The 18595-nt window shown below is 38.1% G+C and carries 19 protein-coding genes; 11 read left to right on the top strand and 8 right to left on the bottom strand.

The annotated features are described in order from the left end of the window. Positions 1-77 precede the first annotated feature (77 nt). Together ilvB and EV07_RS02505 are read left to right on the top strand one after the other, a co-directional pair. Positions 78-1850, top strand: coding sequence for a biosynthetic-type acetolactate synthase large subunit (gene ilvB, locus EV07_RS02500; RefSeq protein ID WP_036917087.1), 1773 nt, complete (start codon positions 78-80; stop codon positions 1848-1850). 131 nt (positions 1851-1981) lie between these two features. After that, complete coding sequence (locus EV07_RS02505) at positions 1982-2242, top strand: nuclease (protein ID WP_241433985.1); 261 nt, start codon at positions 1982-1984, stop codon at positions 2240-2242. Between the two features lie 50 nt (positions 2243-2292). Here the strand turns inward: EV07_RS02505 and pgeF are convergent, their stop codons facing one another. The 3 genes from pgeF to EV07_RS02520 form a co-directional block, all read right to left on the bottom strand. After that, the gene (pgeF, locus tag EV07_RS02510) at positions 2293-3030 is read right to left on the bottom strand and encodes a peptidoglycan editing factor PgeF (RefSeq protein ID WP_036917092.1); all 738 of its coding nucleotides are present in this window, start codon (positions 3028-3030) and stop codon (positions 2293-2295) included. Between the two features lie 68 nt (positions 3031-3098). After that, entirely contained in the window at positions 3099-3998 is a 900-nt protein-coding gene (locus tag EV07_RS02515; protein WP_036917094.1) for a Tab2/Atab2 family RNA-binding protein, read from the bottom strand. Beyond that, positions 3995-5254: a S1 RNA-binding domain-containing protein gene (locus tag EV07_RS02520; protein WP_036917097.1), complete on the bottom strand. Its 1260-nt coding sequence runs from the start codon at positions 5252-5254 to the stop codon at positions 3995-3997. The genes EV07_RS02515 and EV07_RS02520 overlap by 4 nt, the downstream gene beginning before the upstream one ends. A 63-nt stretch (positions 5255-5317) precedes the next feature. On the opposite strand from EV07_RS02520, the gene EV07_RS02525 reads away from it, so the two are divergent. The 5 genes from EV07_RS02525 (at position 5318) to EV07_RS02545 (ending at position 9883) form a co-directional block, all read left to right on the top strand. Beyond that, the gene (locus EV07_RS02525; RefSeq protein WP_081936927.1) at positions 5318-6142 is read left to right on the top strand and encodes a creatininase family protein; all 825 of its coding nucleotides are present in this window, start codon (positions 5318-5320) and stop codon (positions 6140-6142) included. A gap of 94 nt (positions 6143-6236) precedes the next feature. Further along, positions 6237-6947: an aldehyde oxygenase (deformylating) gene (locus tag EV07_RS02530; protein ID WP_036917099.1), complete on the top strand. Its 711-nt coding sequence runs from the start codon at positions 6237-6239 to the stop codon at positions 6945-6947. Between the two features lie 148 nt (positions 6948-7095). Then, positions 7096-8139, top strand: coding sequence for a long-chain acyl-[acyl-carrier-protein] reductase (locus EV07_RS02535; RefSeq protein ID WP_036917101.1), 1044 nt, complete (start codon positions 7096-7098; stop codon positions 8137-8139). Between the two features lie 19 nt (positions 8140-8158). After that, positions 8159-9148 (top strand): acetyl-CoA carboxylase carboxyltransferase subunit alpha, encoded by a 990-nt coding sequence (locus EV07_RS02540; RefSeq protein ID WP_036917105.1) that lies wholly within the window; start codon positions 8159-8161, stop codon positions 9146-9148. 27 nt (positions 9149-9175) lie between these two features. Next, positions 9176-9883 carry an SDR family oxidoreductase gene (locus EV07_RS02545; protein ID WP_036917107.1) on the top strand — a complete coding sequence of 236 codons (708 nt, stop codon included), beginning with the start codon at positions 9176-9178 and terminating at the stop codon, positions 9881-9883. A 108-nt stretch (positions 9884-9991) separates the two neighbouring features. On the opposite strand, the gene EV07_RS02550 is transcribed toward EV07_RS02545, so the two are convergent. Beyond that, positions 9992-10651, bottom strand: coding sequence for a phosphoribosylanthranilate isomerase (locus EV07_RS02550; protein WP_036917111.1), 660 nt, complete (start codon positions 10649-10651; stop codon positions 9992-9994). 80 nt (positions 10652-10731) lie between these two features. On the opposite strand from EV07_RS02550, the gene EV07_RS02555 reads away from it, so the two are divergent. After that, positions 10732-12000, top strand: a complete 1269-nt coding sequence (locus tag EV07_RS02555; RefSeq protein WP_152557488.1) for a site-2 protease family protein — start codon at positions 10732-10734, stop codon at positions 11998-12000. Here EV07_RS02555 and EV07_RS02560 read toward each other — a convergent pair. Further along, the gene (locus tag EV07_RS02560; RefSeq protein ID WP_036917114.1) at positions 11982-12710 is read right to left on the bottom strand and encodes a lipoate--protein ligase family protein; all 729 of its coding nucleotides are present in this window, start codon (positions 12708-12710) and stop codon (positions 11982-11984) included. The two genes, EV07_RS02555 and EV07_RS02560, sit on opposite strands and share 19 nt — an antisense overlap. A 190-nt stretch (positions 12711-12900) precedes the next feature. Between EV07_RS02560 and psaM the strand changes: the two genes are divergently transcribed. From psaM to EV07_RS02575, 3 genes are all read left to right on the top strand, one after another. Next, the gene (gene psaM / locus EV07_RS09335) at positions 12901-13005 is read left to right on the top strand and encodes a photosystem I reaction center subunit XII (protein ID WP_072013307.1); all 105 of its coding nucleotides are present in this window, start codon (positions 12901-12903) and stop codon (positions 13003-13005) included. Positions 13006-13084: 79 nt separating this feature from the next. After that, the gene (locus tag EV07_RS02570) at positions 13085-13486 is read left to right on the top strand and encodes a hypothetical protein (RefSeq protein WP_036918142.1); all 402 of its coding nucleotides are present in this window, start codon (positions 13085-13087) and stop codon (positions 13484-13486) included. A gap of 70 nt (positions 13487-13556) precedes the next feature. Further along, positions 13557-14570: a protochlorophyllide reductase gene (locus EV07_RS02575; RefSeq protein ID WP_036917118.1), complete on the top strand. Its 1014-nt coding sequence runs from the start codon at positions 13557-13559 to the stop codon at positions 14568-14570. Positions 14571-14585: 15 nt separating this feature from the next. Here EV07_RS02575 and bchL read toward each other — a convergent pair whose 3' ends face one another. The 3 genes from bchL to EV07_RS02590 all read right to left on the bottom strand — a co-directional run bounded on the left by bchL (position 14586) and on the right by EV07_RS02590 (position 18508). Next, a complete protein-coding gene (bchL, locus tag EV07_RS02580) occupies positions 14586-15476 on the bottom strand; it encodes a ferredoxin:protochlorophyllide reductase (ATP-dependent) iron-sulfur ATP-binding protein (RefSeq protein WP_036917120.1) in 891 nt (296 codons plus the stop codon). A gap of 175 nt (positions 15477-15651) precedes the next feature. Next, positions 15652-17247, bottom strand: a complete 1596-nt coding sequence (locus EV07_RS02585) for a ferredoxin:protochlorophyllide reductase (ATP-dependent) subunit B (protein ID WP_036917121.1) — start codon at positions 17245-17247, stop codon at positions 15652-15654. A gap of 4 nt (positions 17248-17251) precedes the next feature. Next, a complete protein-coding gene (locus tag EV07_RS02590; RefSeq protein WP_036917122.1) occupies positions 17252-18508 on the bottom strand; it encodes a ferredoxin:protochlorophyllide reductase (ATP-dependent) subunit N in 1257 nt (418 codons plus the stop codon). Positions 18509-18595: the final 87 nt, after the last annotated feature.

Raw genomic sequence — 18595 nt, forward strand, 5'->3', positions numbered from 1 at the left:
TTCTCCTTATATTTTGTTTATAGGCAAAATAACCATTACCCATATAACATTTATATAGGAGTAAATATTTTTCTGCCGTGCCCGTATCGTCTTTTTCTTTAGGCCTTGGTGAATCAACGAGCCAGAAGCAAATGCAGATATTAGGATCAGATGCCCTGATGGACTCTCTTCGGAGACATGGAGTTGATACTATTTTCGGCTATCCCGGAGGAGCTATTCTCCCCATATATGATGCAGTTTATAAGGCCGAAAAAGAAGGTTGGTTAAAACATATCCTTGTTAGGCATGAGCAAGGTGGTGCACATGCTGCCGATGGATTTGCTAGGGCAACAGGTAAGGTTGGGGTTTGCTTTGGTACGTCTGGACCAGGAGCAACAAATCTTGTTACAGGGATTGCTACTGCTCAGATGGATTCGGTCCCATTGGTTGTAATTACTGGACAGGTTCCAAGGGCTGCAATTGGCACAGATGCTTTTCAAGAAACAGATATTTTTGGCATTACCCTCCCAATTGTTAAACATTCTTGGGTAGTAAGAAAACCTTCTGAAATCGCATCGGTTATAGCACAAGCTTTCTTTATAGCGGCCTCTGGCCGCCCAGGCCCTGTTTTAGTTGATATACCAAAAGATGTAGGCCAGGAGACTTTTGATTATGAACCTGTTCAGCCTGGATCTGTAATACCTGCTGGCTTTAAGTCGCCACCAAATCCTGATCTTAAATCGATAGCAAAAGCACTGGATTTAATTGAAAAAGCGCAACGACCTCTTTTGTATGTAGGAGGCGGGGTGATTTCGGCTAGTGCTCATGATGATCTTGCTGCTATAGCAAAACGTTATCACTTGCCTGTTACAACAACATTAATGGGAAAAGGTGCTTTTGATGAACGAGACCCACTCTCAGTTGGCATGTTGGGAATGCATGGTACTGCATATGCAAATTTTGCAGTGACTGATTGCGATTTATTAGTTGCAATAGGCGCTCGTTTTGATGACAGGGTCACAGGCAAACTTGATACATTTGCTTCTAAGGCTAAGGTTATTCATTTTGAGGTGGACCCAGCAGAAATAAATAAGAATAGAATTGCTGATGTAGCTGTCCTTGGTGATTTAAGTGCAAGTCTTTCGAAGTTATTAGAGTTAAGCAATCAAAGAAAAATTCTTCCGAATACTGATAAGTGGTTGGCAAAAATAGAAGAATGGAAGACTAATTATCCACTTGTTATACCTTTGAAAGAAGGTGAAATATATCCTCAAGAAGTGTTGTTGGCGTTAAGAGATTTGGCGCCGAATGCATACATAACAACTGATGTAGGTCAGCACCAAATGTGGTCTGCTCAATATTTAAGAAATGGACCAAGGCAATGGATTAGCAGTGCGGGATTAGGAACAATGGGTTTTGGTGTGCCTGCAGCATTAGGGGTCCAAATCGCATTGCCAGAAGAGAAGGTGATTTGTATTGCTGGTGATGCAAGTATCCTTATGAATATTCAAGAATTAAGTACAATTTCGCAATATCAACTAAACACAAAAATCATCATTATTAATAATCATTGGCAAGGTATGGTTCGCCAGTGGCAAGAAAGCTTTTATGACGAACGTTATTCAGCAACGAATATGCTAACTGGAGAACCTGACTTTGTTGCTCTTGCAAATGCTTTTGGTGTTGGTGGCATATTAATTAAAGATCGGAATATGTTAAAAACTAAGTTAAAGGAAGCATTGGATCATCCTGGAGCAATGCTAATTGATGTGCATGTTCGTAGAGATGAGAATTGTTACCCCATGGTTCCACCTGGTAAAAGTAATGCTGAGATGGTCGGATTGCCAAATGTTTTAGACCCAGATTCTTAATAATTAATTGATCATGCTTTTTTTTAACTCTCATGATTCTTGTTAATAAACATATAACTATTCCAATAGTTATTATTACCATTTTTATTTTTCTTGTTCCTCTAAATGTTTTTTCTGCTGAGGTTTTGCAAGTGAAAAGTGCTTCTGTTATTCGAATTGGTGACAATAATAGAGACTATAAAGTAAAAATCGCTTGCCTAGATGTTGACCCCTTAAAAGAAAAAGAGGCTCTTGAATGGTTGAAGATGGAATTGCCAAGAAAATCAAAGGTAAACCTTTTGCCTAAAGGTTCTGAAGATGGTGTTTTAGTGGCTAAAGTTATCAATCTTAATTCAGAGAAAGATTTGGCAAACTCAATGAAAGAATTGGGGCTTGCTAAGCTTTATTGCTAAGTAGATTTTGATAAGAAAAAGTCGAATACTCAAGAATAAAATAAACCTTTTTATATTCTTTTTGAGACTATAAAACTCCATTGCCTGTTTTTAGTTTGATTCCTACGCCAGGAGTTGAATAGATTAGAATTTGCATAAGTACATTCTGAATTTAAACAAATTTTCTTGCTGCTTATCCCTTCTAGAAGTAATTGTCTTTTTGCTGCCTTTCTAATGTCAAGAAAAGGTATGGAGTTGTTAATGCTAATACAATCTTTGAATGAAAATAAATCTATATTATGGTTATATCTTGTGTTCGCATTAATACTTATGAGGAATGCATTAACTATATCTTCATTTACTGGATAATGAATTCCACTTATGGATGGCCCAAGAGCAAAAATAAGGTCGGCTCTTTGGCATCCGCAAAATTCTAGTTTTTCCAGTGTTTTTTTTATTATATTGAGAGTTAACCCTTTCCAACCAGAATGTATTGCAGCGACAAAGCCTTTTTTTGTATCCGCTAATAAGATAGGTATACAATCAGCTGTATATAGCCATAAACTTTGATCGGACTTGTTACTTATTATGCTGTCTGCGCTTGCTTTTTTTTTGTTAGATGCGTCGGACGCAATAATTACTTTTTCTCCATGTACTTGGTTCAAAAGATGAATTTTCATATCGCTATTGAATAGTTTTGATAAACCCTTTGGTGTCTTATTAGAATTTATCTTCGTAAAGAATGCATGGATAAAACCATTCTTTAATAATAATTTTGATTGAATATAAATACACCCATTTCTCTTCATATACCTCCAGCTTTGATCCTCATGTAGGGTTATATTGGAATCCAATTTTGGTTGTTAAATTATATAAATTAGATGAAATTTATATCTTTTAACATCCAAAAACCAGTGAATTTTTCCTCTTCAGGTGAGGTTTGAATGGATATAAATTGAATTCCATCAGCATTTTCTCTTGCTTCAATTAAATTCAGCTTGACTTTTTCAGAATATTCTTTATTCATATCTGTAACTAGCCATCTTTCTTCTTGACCTGCTTCTAAGATTAATTGGTTGTTTTCAACTAAAAGTTTAACTGGCTCAACTCCACTTAACCAAGCTGACAAAGCAAGAGCTCTAGTCTTGCTAAATAATCGGAGGCCAGGTACTGAGCAATTTTCGTTAATAGATTCTTTTATATGAAGTAGTGAATAGAATTCCATTGGCCATTCTTTTGCTTCGCGTAAATTAGCTATCGAAAGGGACGAAAAGCTCCAAGCATCTCCTCTAAGTGCCTCAGGCAAAGGTTCAGGTTGGTTAATTATTATGTTGGGATTAGGAGCTATTGGCCCTGAAATATAGCCTTCTTCATTGGGGTATAGGTTTTTTTCTCTTTGTTCAATCCATTCATAAAGTGCAAAAGTTCTTCGACTATCAACAACTTCTATTCCAACTTTTTCGGAAGCTTTCTTTATCATTGTTCTCATAGATGAACGCCAACAGCGCAATCTCTTTGGGCAATCCCACCCTTGCTCCTGAGCTTCTTTTAATGCCTCTTCTAATGATTGACTTAGCCATAATGAATTGACTTCATTTGCAGGGCACCTTTTTTCCCAGCGAAAAGTTTTAGCTCCAGAGAAATCTTCAGTACTTGAAATTAATAGTTCCCACCTTTTCTTTCCATCAGTTTCTATTATCGGGCGAGAATAGAAGTCCAGTTCCCAATCACTCCTTTTCAACTGTTTTTGTTCTGGTTCTGATGAGGTTGGTATCATTTTTCTTGCTCTTCTTTTGTGCTAAGGACGCTTAGCGCTTTCTTTGCTCGCTCCTCTGCTTCAGCTAATACTTTGTCTTTATCTACAAGAAGTTCGCCTGGAAGACCTTCTAAAAGGGCTGTGTTTAAACCAATCCTTCCTCTACCAGGGTCAAGTTCTGTTATAAGTGCTTTGACATTGTCACCTAGATTAAAAACTTCTTTAAGAGATCTAAGGCTTCCATTAGTAATCATTGATTGATGTAAAAGACCGCTAATCCCATCTAGTTCAACAAAGAAACCGTATGGTTTAACTGCAACAACTTTCCCCTCTACAAGCTGACCTATTTTAAGTTGTGCAAATTTAGCTGCAGTTGCAGCTTTCTTTTCCGACAGGATAAGTTTGCGATTGTCTGGATTAACTTCAATAAATGCAACTCCAGTTTGTTTGCCTACAAGAGATTCATGATTTTCTCCTGAATTCAATTGTGAGCGAGGAATAAAGCCACGAAGACCTTCAAGATCACAAGTTACTCCTCCTCTATTGAATCCATTTATTTTTACCTCAACTACTTTCCCCTCTTTTGCTAGTTCAAGAGCTTTATCCCAGCTTTTGCGAAGTGCTAAGGCTCTGCAACTAATGGTTACCATCCCATCAGCATTTTGCTCTCGTGTTACAAGTACTTCTACTCCTAAGCCTTTTGGAAATCGCTCTTTGAGATTTGTTATTACACCAAGGCCACATTCGTTTTTAGGCATAAAGCCAGGAGCTTTCCCTCCAATATCTACATAGACACCATCACTCTCCACCCCAATTACTGACCCTTTAGCGATTTCACCAGTATTGCCAATAGGCTCATTTTCTTCTAGTGCAGCAAGAAATGCTCCTTCATCAAAATCAAAATCATCAACACTTCTTTCTGTAAAATCGCCTGAAGTGAAATTTCCTGAAGATGCCTTGTCTTGATTGGGAAGATTTTCTTTGTTTAGAAGATCTTCCATAGTTACTTCTTTGTCTTGTTCATCTATAAATTCCTTTTGAGATTTTTTATTAGCAGTTTCTGAAGGTCTTAAAAGGATGTTTTCGCTCTTTGGATTTAATCCGTGCTCTTCTTGTTGTTTGTTATCACTTTTAATTTGTTTGGTATCGTCAAGCTCATCAAAGGCTGTAGGCTCTTTTTTGCGACTGATATGCATTACCTGTAAAGGCTTTCGCATACTGTCCTGCTGCCTTGGAGGATTGGGTCTTTTGGGTTGTGGGCTTCCTGATCCGGCCATTTTGTGGGCCTAATGGGGTTGTTGATACACCATTCTTGCAGGAAAAGTTAAATTATTTCATGATTGGAGACTATTTCTATCAGTTCTAAATTGCGTAACTTTGCTTACCTTAGTTGGCCAGATGCTTCTGAGGCAGCATTGAGAGAGGGCTCAACCCTTGTGTGGCCTTTCGGTGCATGTGAACAACATGGCCCGCATTTGCCTTTGATCACAGATGCTTTTTTTGCAAAAAGTATTTTGTTTGATGTTTTAAATCGCTTACCAAATGATTTGCCAATATGGTCTTTGCCTTCTCAAACTATTGGCTTTTCACCGGAGCATCTAGCTTTTCCTGGGACTTTATCTCTTTCAGGTGATTTGATGATGAAAATGGTTAGTGAAATCGGGAGGCAGTTGGCAGGGATGGGATTCAAAAGACTTGTTTTTTTTAATGCTCATGGAGGACAAATTGGTCTTTTGCAGGCAATAGCAAGAGAATTAAGAGTTCAATGTCCTTCTATGGCCGTTTTGCCATGTTTTTTATGGAGTGGTATTGATTCTTTAAAGAATTTGATTCCAGATCGAGAAGTTGAACAAGGATTACATGCTGCTTTGGCTGAAACCAGCTTAATGCTTTCATTGAATTCTCATTTAGTGGGAGATGATAGGCCCTTTGATGGTGGTTTCAAAAAAACTGATGAAAAAACCACCCAAGTTCCTAAAGGGTGGAGTCTTGAAGGTTCAGCTCCATGTGCTTGGCTTACGCATGAGCTTAGTAAAACTGGTGTAATAGGAGATAGTAGAGGCGCTAGCTCTGATTTAGGCGATAAACTAAAGGATTTATTAGTAGACCATTGGGTGGAATTGTTCCTAAATCTAATGAATAGTAATTGGCCACCTTTGGATTAGAAAAATGATTAAATACAATAAATTATTTAATTAACTCACCAATTACTTGGTAATTCTGTAAAGTGCCGCTTATTGTGAATTATTGAATAGTCTCATGCAGACCCTAGAAGCTACAAAGGTTAATGTTTCAGAAGAAAGTTTGCCTGATTTTTCTTCTGAAAAGTATAAAGACGCTTATAGCAGGATAAATGCAATAGTTATTGAAGGCGAAAAGGAGGCTCATGATAACTATCTTGCGATAGGTACTCTTATCCCAGATAAGGCTGATGAGTTGAAGAAGCTAGCGATTATGGAGATGAAGCATATGAAGGGCTTTACTGCTTGTGGTAAAAACCTTGGTGTACAAGCTGATATGCCTTTTGCTAAAGAGTTTTTTGAGCCTCTACACAGTAATTTCCAGAAAGCTTTTGATCAGGGTAATTTAACAACTTGCTTTCTTATCCAAGCCATTTTAATAGAGGCTTTTGCAATATCTGCTTATCACGTGTACATCAGAGTGGCGGACCCTTTTGCAAAAAAAATTACTGAAAATGTTGTAAAGGATGAGTATTTACACTTGAATTATGGTCAGGAATGGTTGAAAGCTAATTTAAGCTCCTGCAAAGAGGACTTGATTAAAGCTAATAAGCAAAATCTTCCACTTATCAAATCAATGCTTGATCAAGTTACAGATGACGCTAAATCGCTTGATATGGATAAAGAGGAGCTTATGGAAGAATTTATGATTGCCTATCAAGACTCTCTAGTAGAGATTGGATTAGATTCCAGGGAAATAGCCCGAATGGCCTTAGCTGCTCTAGTTTGATTGATTTTTCCAATTAGCGTAAAAGCTTAATATATTTTTTTAGTATTTAAAAACTGCTATTTTTGATTCTTTTTGAACATCATGGTTTAGTCTGTGAGATCATCTTTAAATATTTATTTCCTTCCGGAATAAAGCTTTCTCTTAGGCAATGTTTGGATTGATAGGGCACTCAACAAGCTTTCAAGATGCCAGGAAAAAGGCAATGGATTTGGGATATGACCATATTGCAGAAGGAGACCTTGATGTTTGGTGTAGTGCACCACCTCAGTTGGTTGAGCATGTAAAAGTAGTTAGTGCAATTGGTAAAACTATTGAAGGAGCATATATAGATTCCTGCTTTGTTCCTGAAATGCTTGGACGATTTAAGACAGCAAGGCGAAAGGTCCTTAACGCAATGGAGTTGGCTCAGAAAAAAGGTATAAGCATTACAGCATTAGGAGGCTTTACTTCGATTATTTTTGAGAATTTTAATCTTCTTCAGAATAAACAGGTTCGAAATACAACTCTTGATTGGGAACGCTTTACAACAGGTAATACTCATACAGCATGGGTGATTTGTAGGCAGTTAGAGATCAATGCCCCTCTTCTAGGAATTGATCTAAAGAAAGCTCGAGTTGCTGTTGTGGGTGCAACAGGAGATATTGGGAGTGCGGTTTGTCGTTGGATGTCTGAGCGAACTCAAGTAAAGGAACTTTTGCTCATAGCTCGTCAGCAAAAACCCCTTCAAGAACTTGATGAATGTCTACAATGTGATAGTCGAATACTTAGTTTGGGAGAGGCTCTGCCAGAAGCCGATGCAGTTGTCTGGGTAGCAAGTTTACCTAAAAATTTAGAAATTGATAAAAGTACTATTCGGCGACCTTGCCTAATGATAGATGGCGGCTATCCCAAAAATATTGATATGAAATTCAGAGGAGAAGGCATCCATGTCTTAAAGGGGGGTATTGTTGAATTTTTTGCAGATATTGGTTGGAATATGATGGAATTAGCAGAAATGGAGATCCCTCAACGTCAGATGTTTGCTTGTTTTGCTGAAGCAATGCTACTTGAATTTGAAAATTGTCATACTAATTTTAGTTGGGGAAGGAATAACATCACTTTGGAGAAAATGGATTTTATAGGTCAAGCCTCTTTAAAACATGGTTTTTCAGTTCTTGGCCTTCAACCTGGTTTACAGGAATCTTTTGCTTAACTTTTAGCAACTTTTTACCATGGCACGTCGTTATCTTCTTGAATTTGAAAAACCTTTAGTAGAGCTTGAGAAGCAAATTGAACAAATTAGAGAACTTGCTCGTGATTCAGAGGTTGATGTTAGTCAGCAATTGCTTCAGTTAGAAACTCTTGCAGCAAGAAGACGAGAGGAAATCTTTAGAGGATTGACTCCTGCCGAAAAAATACAAGTTGCAAGACACCCTCAAAGACCCAGTACACTGGACTTTATTCAGATGTTTACGGAAGACTGGATAGAATTACATGGTGACAGGAATTGTAGTGATGACAGCGCCTTGGTCGGGGGAGTTGCTCGTATTGAAGATCAGTCGGTTATGTTGATTGGTCAGCAAAAGGGTAGGGATACGAAGGAGAATGTTGCTAGAAACTTTGGGATGGCCAAGCCAGGAGGATATCGAAAAGCATTGAGATTAATGAATCATGCAGATCGTTTTAACTTGCCAATTATTTCCTTTATCGATACTCCAGGGGCTTATGCTGGCCTTTTGGCTGAAGAACAAGGCCAAGGTGAAGCAATAGCAGTTAATTTGCGTGAAATGTTTCGATTAAAAGTACCTATTATTGCAACTGTAATTGGTGAAGGTGGTTCTGGTGGAGCCTTGGGTATTGGAGTAGCCGATAGATTACTAATGTTTGAACATAGTGTTTATACAGTGGCCAGCCCGGAGGCATGTGCTTCTATCCTTTGGCGCGATGCGGCTAAAGCATCTGATGCAGCAGCAGCTTTGAAAATCACTGGAGAAGATTTATTGAATTTAGGGATTGTAGACGAAGTTATAAAAGAGCCTTCAGGTGGAAACAATTGGGCGCCGCTTCAGGCAGGTGAATTCTTGAAGCAAGCCATTCTAAAACATTTAAAAGATCTTTCTGAGTTGCCTATAAGCAAACTTAGAGATAATAGGTACGAAAAATTTAGGAGAATAGGTAGTTTCTTAGAGCCAAATTCACAAGAAGCAGAATTTGTTAAATAGAATATTAGAAATTCTAAGGAAATCAAATTGACAACAGCTCTCATTACAGGAGCCTCTAAAGGTATTGGAAAAGCAACTGCAAAGGCTTTTGCACATGCTGGCTGGGATTTATTGCTTGTAGCTCGTTCGAGAAAATCTCTGGAGTCTCTATCGGAAGAATTGAAAACTTTTGGGATTAAAGTTTTCTATGAGTGTATAGATCTATCTGATGCAAATCAGATACCTACAGGTATTAAAAATCTCCTTGAGCATGGATTTCATCCATCTGTTCTTATAAATAATGCTGGTGTTGCATGGACCGGTAACCTTTTATCTATGCCAATAGATAGATGGAAGTGGTTAATGGAAGTTAATCTCACAAGTGTTTTTCAGGTTTGCTCCCTTGTTGTTCCTTATATGAGAAATAATAAAGGCTTGGTTATTAATGTAAGTAGTCATGCTGCAAGAAATGCTTTCTCTCAATGGGGAGCATATTGTGTTTCTAAAGCTGCATTGGAGAGCTTTACTAAATGTTTAGCGCAGGAAGAGAAGGAATTTGGAGTAAGAGCTTGCACTCTTACTCTGGGATCTGTTAATAGCGCTCTCTGGGATTCTGATAGTGTTCAGAGTGACTTTGATCGAGAAGCAATGCTGTCCGTAGACCAAGTTGCATCCGAAATCTTGCATCTAGCTCAGCAGCCTGATTCTCAAGCAATAGATGACGTTGTATTAATGCCCTCGTCAGGTGCCTTTTGATTTAACTTTTACGTTATTTCTCTAATTGGATCTTCATACTCCTTGTGATGTGCCAAATACAGCTAATTAAGAGGACTATTAAGCACTAAAGGGCCTAATACAATTCAATTATTTCTTTTTAACTTTGTTTATGAGATCATTTACTTTTTGAATATTCTTTATCCCAGGATGTGTTTCTAATTTGCTTGATGCATCTATACCAAAAGGATTGATTTGTGATGATATTTCTTCGATTAAATCTGAGGAAATCCCTCCTGCCAACCACCATGGTGTTTTCAGATCAATTGTTTTTAGCCATTCAATAGGAACTCTTGCTCCTGTTCCTCCTAAAGCTTTTTCACTCCAAGCATCTAAGAGTATTGCATCAACTGAACCTTGATAATTTTGGGCTAGTATTAAATCACTTTGTTGGCGAATTTGAAATGCTTTCCACCATTTGATATTTGGATGCTTATTCCTCAGCACTTCGCAACGTTCCCTTGATTCTTGTCCATGGAGTTGAACAATGGATGGCAATCCAAGCCCATTTAAACCTTCGCAAATTTCATTTAGATTCAAGTTTGCTACTACCCATACTCTTTCAATGGATGGTGCTTCCTTTTCTAAAGCTCCAAATATTTTTCTTCTTTTATCTTCTTGTACAAATCTAGGTGAACTATCTACTCCGATTACACCAATTGCATCCGCTCCAATTTTTGCAATTTCAATAGCTTGTTTAATTTGTGTGACTCCACAGATCTTAACAGCTGTTGGTGGTTGAGAATTCATCTTCAACGTAAATGGACTATTCCCTTTATAGGGTTGAAGTACTTTATTATCACCTTTTTTAGTTTTCAGGAGGATTAATTTTGGAAGGGATAGAGGTTATAAAGTTAAAGGGAATCTCTTTAAAGGTTCATCCAAGTTGGTTTTTTATACTGATTATTTTCACTCGTCTATCGCAGATTCAATTTTCCAGAACATTTGAAGGTCAACTCCCTATATGGCAAGGTTGGTGTATTGGCTTTTTGATATCTATAGCATTACTAATATCAGTTGTTTTACGAGAGCTGGGACATTCTTTTATGGCTTTGAATGAGGGGGTAAAAGTTTCTGGCATTACGGTAGTTTCTTTTGGTGGTATTAAAAGAGTAGATAAACAATGTTCTACTGCTATGGCAACTCTTCGAGTTGCCATAGCAGGACCTTTAGTAAATATTTCGCTTGGGATGTTATTTTTGATTTTTGCCAGAGTTGGTAGCAGTTTTAACCCTGTTTTTGTAGAGTTATTGATTAGGATTGGAATCATTAATATACTTTTGGCGGTTGTAAATTTATTACCAGGCTTACCTTTAGATGGGGGCGTGATATTAAAATCATTAGTTTGGCATTTTACTGGTAGTCAGCGTAAAGGACACAAAGCTGCTAATGCCTCAGCGCGTGTTTTTTCATTGATTGTGATTTTTATTGGAGGGTTGACTTTTACAGTTAAAGGAGCTGGCTTCTTGGCGCTCTGCTTAATAATCATGGGCTGGTTTGGATTTACTGCGTCAAGATCTCAAGACCAAATAATGATTGTTCAGCAAGCTTTATCAGATTTAAGTGTTTCTGAGGCTGCTAGAAAACGCTTCCGTGTTCTTGATCAAGATCAATCACTTAAAAGGCTTAGCGAATTAGGCTTAAACTCTTCTAATTCCAAGGAAAATAATTTGGAAGAATGGGTTCTTTTGTGTAGTTCTGGGCGTTGGGTTGGTTATGTAACTAGCGAATTGTTGATGGATGTTCCTTCCGAATATTGGGATCAGTATCTATTGGCCAATTATAAGAAACCTCTTTCTGAGCTTCCATCGATTAATGATTGCAGCCCACTTTGGAAGGCTGTTTTGAAATTGGATAGTATCAATAAACAAAGGCTATTAGTCTTTAATGCTGCAGGCTTGCCTTGCGGAACTATAGACAAAGTTGATCTTGCACAGATAGTTTTAAAAAAGCTTGGGATTGAACTTCCTCAGAATCTCCTAGAGATGGCGAGAAAAAATAATATTTACCCTTTAGGTATATCTCTGAGCAAGATTGTTGAAGGAATGGTTTCCTCAGGGTTAATTCAAAGGACTCAATCTCAGAGAGTGACTAAGTAGGCTTTTGAATTTTTAGAAATTTCTTCTAATTCATTTAATTGAAAATCTTTTTGAATCCAGTTAATCGAAGGCCAATGCTTGCATAGTGATTTTGCAAGAATTTTTTCTAGGTCCATTCTTGGGATGTTTTGTGGAGCTGCTTTTGGAGGCTCAGAGTTGAAAACATCATGCCAAAGATCTAGAGGTGGATCTAAAAGTATCTCACCATGTTGAAGTACATTTCCCCCACGCCAAAATTGAGCACTGCCTATTCTTTTAAGCCCTTTTTTATCAACTAGATCTGCATTACTGGATGTAGAGAAGCAATTCCCAGTAGGCAAAGCAATTGTATTGCCAAACTTTAAGTTTAGGCCTAGTTCTGCGAAACTATTGATTAACCATTGACTTGCTTTTATATAGGCTTGGTTTCTTTTTCGAGGTGGAGATTTCCAGGCAAGGGAGTATGTTAATCCTCCTGAATGAAGAACAGCTCCTCCACCACTTGGTCTTCTGACTAGATTTAATTTTCTGTTTTTGACTAAAGTGGCCCAATGCTTTGGGAAATCTTTTTGATGATGACCAATTGAGAGCCAATTCCCTTCCCATCTGTAAAAACGAATGGATATTTCGAGATCAGATGTCCGATTCAAATTTTCAAGCATCATTACATCAGAGGCCATTTGAAAAGGACCGTTAAGGACGGAGAAATTAATTATTTGACCATGTTTCATTTGATATTTATAGGAATTTGTCTAGACCTAATAACTAGAAGATGAGAAATATGAAAAGGGTCTCATATATTGAAGTTTAGAATTTTCCATTAAATATTGTAAGAAAGTGCATTGATCCATGACAGGGTTTTGCAAAATTCCCCATTTTTGACAATTTAAGTTGACAATATTAATAGTTCTAATGTTTTCCATGGAGACCTCAACCACTATTGATCTTGCCGGCCTTTGCTTAGTGGTGGTTATGCATGCGGGAATATTGGCTTTGAGATTAGGAATTAGTCTAAGAAAAGCTTGATTAGCTTTAATTGGCATATCTCTCTGCTTTACGGTAAAAGCAAGTAAATACAATAATATTATTTTTGGCTCAATCTCATGTGAATGCGAGAGATTCAGTCACTCGTTCAATTCGTTCTTCAAGAAGTAATCTTGAAGTTGGTAAGACTTCTCCCCAGGATAGGCTAGATGCTTCAACGTTGGCCTCTAGGCTTCAACTTCAGGAAGAGCAGCGTGAACTAACTTATACCTTAGTATCTTTATTTATAAAGTCAGGAATTCTGATAATTGCTATAGCCAGTTTTTTCAAGCTAGGGATGGCTTCCCATCAAAGAATTAATCGTAATCATGAAATTGCTTCAGTTCTTAGGATGGAAAAAAATAAGCTTGAGAGATTGTATTTGAAATTTGATAGATTGTTTTCTATAGGGGGAAAAGATCGATTAATGGATGAGCAAGATCAATGGATTGAACCCAAAAGCAGGCGAATCATTTGGCGTTAAAAATATTTTCTAATGTTTCTTTGATTCTTCGGGGTTACACTGTTTACTGAGTAGTGCTAATAAATTTTATATGGCCTTATTTCAATCTGCACCAGGTACTGTTCTTATAACTGGGACAACTTCAGGAGTTGGTCTTTATGCAACAAAAGCTTTGGTGGATTTAGGTTGGAAAGTTATCACTGCCAATCGATCTCCAATTAAAGCGGAGGATGCGGCAGTTAAATTAGGATTGCCGTTTAGATGTCCAAATCAGCTTCAACATATTTATTTAGATCTTTCTGATTTAGAGAGCATTCGTGTTGAGACCAAAAAACTTTTGATTTCTCTGGAACAGCCTTTGGATGCCTTGGTTTGTAATGCTGCTGTTTATATGCCAAGACTATTGAAACCTCAGCGATCACCTCAAGGGTACGAGCTTTCTATGGCTACAAATCATTTTGGCCATTTCCTTCTAATTCAACTTTTATTGGATAATTTAAGTGATTCCAAACGACCAGTCTGGAAGGGGCGTTCATGGGGTATTGAATCCTCGAGAATTGTCATGCTAGGAACAGTGACAGCTAATTACACCGAATTAGGAGGGAAAATCCCAATCCCAGCGCCAGCCGACTTAGGAGATTTATCTGGCTTTAAGCAAGGTTTCATTGACCCAATTTCGATGGCTAGTGGGAAACGTTTTAAACCAGGGAAGGCCTACAAAGACAGCAAGCTTTGCAATATGATCACCATTCAAGAGCTTGATAGAAGGTATAAGGATTCTTCTATTGTATTTAGTTCTCTTTATCCAGGATGTGTTGCAAATACAAAGCTTTTTAGAAATACACCTAAGATATTTCAATGGCTTTTCCCTCTATTTCAAAGGTTTATAACAGGAGGCTTTGTTAGTCAGACGTTAGCAGGTAAAAGGGTGGCTCAAGTCGTTTCCAATCCTGAATTTGGAATTTCTGGTGTCCACTGGAGCTGGGGAAATAGACAAAAGAAAAATGGCGAACAATTTTCTCAAAAATTATCTGAACGTATTACTGATCCTTTAACAGCAAAGAATGTTTGGGAATTATCTATGAAGCTAATAGATTCGAATTAATTTACTTTAATGTTCTTAGTCAAAACCAAGTAAGTCAAAAATCTCTCTGTCTTTTAATGGTTCAGCCTCCAAAGGTTCAACGTCGTTAATCATTTTCTTTGCAAGTGATAGGTATTCGTTTTGAACTTCTAATACGCCTTCTTCTTCAGCATCCATTTCAAAGATTGTGCACTTTTTAAGCCTTGATCGACGAATGGCATCTACATTTTTAAAATGAGCCATAGTCTTCAGGCCAGTCCTTTCATTGAATTTCTCTATTTGATCTAATTCAGCTGAGCGATTTGCAATGACTCCACCAAGTCTAACTTTGTAGTTTTTGGCTTTAGCATTTATTGCTGCAACTATTCGATTCATTGCAAAAATCGAGTCAAAATCATTTGCTGTAACTATCAAGCAATAGTTGGCATGTTGTAACGGTGCTGCAAATCCACCGCATACAACATCTCCTAATACATCAAATATGACTACATCGGTGTCTTCAAGAAGATGGTGTTCTTTTAAAAGCTTGACAGTTTGTCCTGTGACGTATCCTCCACACCCTGTCCCGGCTGGAGGTCCTCCACTCTCAACACATTGAACCCCGTTAAATCCTTCAAACATAAAGTCTGTTGGTCTAAGTTCCTCACTGTGAAAATCAACTTCTTCAAGAATATCAATAACGGTAGGAACCATTTTATGTGTGAGCGTGAAAGTGCTGTCATGCTTTGGATCACAACCAATTTGCAAGACCTTTTTTCCTAGTTTTGAAAAGGCTGCGGATAGGTTTGAGGATGTTGTGGATTTACCAATTCCTCCTTTCCCATAAACAGCAATTACTAGAGCACCTTCTTCTATTTTGACTTTTGGATCTAGTTTTACTTGAACACTTCCTTCCCCATCTGAACGATTGGTTAAAGTTGTAGTCATCAATTAAAGCCTCTTGTTATTTCAAACAGATCTTTATATTCAAGCAGGAATTTGATTCGTTGGTAAATGTTTAGTTAATTAGATACAAGTAGTTCTTAATAGAGTTTTGGTATCTAAACTTTTGCAAATAATAGGGGTAAATACTCATAACTTATTGATTGCTTTTGGGCATAATTTATTTCGCGAAATGAGCTTTTGCGTCTAATAAGGTCTCTCCATTGATTTCAGTACAACCTGCTTCTCGAGCATATATCTCAGTATTTCTTCTAACTTTTCCTCTTACAAAAAATGGGATTTTAGCTAATTCTGATTCACCTTCCTTGGTCCAATGAAGAGCTTTTTGAGAATCTATTTTATTGCTCAACTCTTGTATGGGTGCATTTTGGCTTGATACTTCGTTTGTGGAGGAATGGCCTCCAAGATGACCCAAGTGGCTTTGATGTCCATCTGTAAACTCAAAGTCATGACGAAACATTCCTATTAGATGCTCTTCTAGTCCCATCATTAGAGGATGAACCCAATCGTCAAATATTACATTTGCTCCCTCCCAGCCCATTTGAGGGCTATAGCGTGCAGGAACATCTTGAACGTGCATAGGGGTGCTTATTACGGCGCACGGAATACCAAGTCTTTTGGCGCTATGCCTTTCCATTTGTGTTCCAAGAACTAGTTCTGGTGCGGACTCTTTTATTGCTTCTTCGACTTCTAAATAGTCGTTTGTAATTAAGGCTTCTATCTCATGTTCTTTGGCTGCAGAACGTACTTTGCGAGCCATTTCCCTGCTATAAGTTCCCATCCCTACTACTTCGAATCCTAGCTCTTCTTTTGCAATTCTTGCTGCGGCTAAGACATGGGTGCCATCCCCAAAAATGAACACTCTTTTACCTGTTAGGTAATTAGAATCAACAGACTTTGAATACCAAGGTAGCTTTGATTGATTGTTTTGATTAATTGAGCTCGACAGTTCAAGGCCTAGTAATTCATGAAGTTCATCAAGGAACTCATGCGTTGCTTTGACGCCAATAGGGATTGTTTTTGTGAAAGGGATATTGAAATTTCGTTCAAGCCAAATACAAGTCGATTCAGCTATCTCTGGATATAAGCAAATATTTACATCTGCTTTCGGGAGTCTGGTTATGTCAGCAGGTGATGCTCCAAGAGGAGCGATGACATTAATATCAATTCCATGTTCTCCAAGGATTTTTTGAATTTCCAATACATCATCTCTACATCTGAAACCAAGCAAAGATGGACCTAGTAAATTTACTCTTGGCCTTCTACCTTCATCTTTCCAGGATGTTTTAGATTGTTTTAGAGTTTCTTGTGGAATATCTTTTAAGAGGCCTCTAACTAGTTGATAGAGAGTCTCTGCTGCCCCCCAGTTTTCTTTTTTGCTATACGCAGGAAGTTCTAGGCCAACAATGGGAAGATCTAATCCCAATCCCTTGGCAAGAGAACCCGGTTGGTCTTGTATTAATTCAGCAGTGCAACTTTCGCCAACGAGAAGTGCCTCCGGTTTGAAGCGTTCTACAGCTTCATGAATATGCCCTTTAACTAATTCTGCAGTATCTCCTCCTAAATCTCTTGCTTGAAAAGTTGTATAGGTTACTGGAGGTCTAGTGCCTCTGCGTTCAATCATGGTAAAGAGAAGGTCTGCATATGTATCTCCTTGAGGCGCATGCAATACGTAATGGACGCCTTTCATTGATGATGCGATTCTCATTGCACCTATATGAGGGGGGCCTTCATAGGTCCAAAGTGTTAGTTCCATGGTTTTAAGCGGTTTCTAGGGTTTTAGGATTCAGGATGTTATGCCGATGTAATGGCCTTGCGAAAAGTTCAGCAAGATCAGAGGCTTGGTCAATTCCATGAATGGGACTAAATACCATTTCGATAGACCATTTTGTTGATATACCTTCTGCTTCTAAAGGATTAGCTAGTCCCATCCCACATACAACTAAATCAGGATTGCTATCCCTTACTCGGTCTAGCTGTTTTTCTACATGTTGGCCTTCAACAATTCGAGTTGAATCTGGAAGAAGTTCTAGTTCAGATTGCATCATCTCCCGGTTTAGATAAGGTACTCCTACTTCAATAAGCTCCATTCCACATTCGTTATTTAAGAAGCGTGCAAGAGGGATTTCTAGTTGTGACTCTGGTAAAAGAAAAAGTTTTTTACCTGATAATTTTTCGGCATAAGGTTTTAAAGCTTTTTTAGCTCTAAGAATTAAGGGCGATAATGTTGATTCGACAAGGGATTGATTAACTTTGAATGCATTTGCAGCGGCTTCTATCCACAACCTGCTCCCATCTATACCTAGTGGGAAAGGGGCTTGTAGTATTTCCGCTCCTCTATTTTTAAGTTCTCTAGCGGTATCTGTTAAATAGGGTTGAACTAATAAAACTTTAGTTCCAGGTCCTATAGAAGGTAATTGAGTTGATTGCCTCGGAGGGAAGCTTTCAATTTTTTGTATACCTAACCTCTTAAAGATTGTTTTCAACCTATCTTCAACTGGATTAGCCAGTGTCCCTACAAGAAGTAATTGCTCTTCTTTGCTAGATGGCAAAAGAGGGACTAATGCTTTTAGAGCTCCATCTTCTCCTTGTGTAAAAGTTGTTTCAATACCACTCCCTGAGTAATTCAAAACAGTCACTTGCCCATTGAATTGGCTGTTTAACCTTTCTGCTGCTCTGGATAGATCTATTTTTATAACTTCGCTTGGACAAGAACCTACGAGGAAAAGCGTGCGAATTTCTGGCCGTCTCTTTAAAAGGTTTTTAACCACACGATCTAGTTCTTCATGAGCATCAGCAAGGCCAGCAAGATCTCTTTCTTCCAGGATCGCAGTCCCAAATCTAGGTTCCGCAAAAATCATCACCCCAGCAGCACTCTGAATAAGGTGAGCACAAGTTCTTGATCCCACTACAAGGAAAAAAGCATCTGGCATGCGTCTGTGAAGCCAAACGATAGAGGTAAGCCCACAAAAGACTTCTCTGGGACCAGTTTCCTTTAGCAGCGTTGAGCCGCTCATATTTTGAATTTAAGTTCTATCTTTAACTTGCATCTAATAATCGAAAGATGCAATTACTATCAGGAAAAATTCGGAATTCAATATATA

Origin of the sequence: Prochlorococcus sp. MIT 0603 (genome assembly GCF_000760215.1) — a bacterium.
Taxonomy (GTDB): domain Bacteria; phylum Cyanobacteriota; class Cyanobacteriia; order PCC-6307; family Cyanobiaceae; genus Prochlorococcus_E.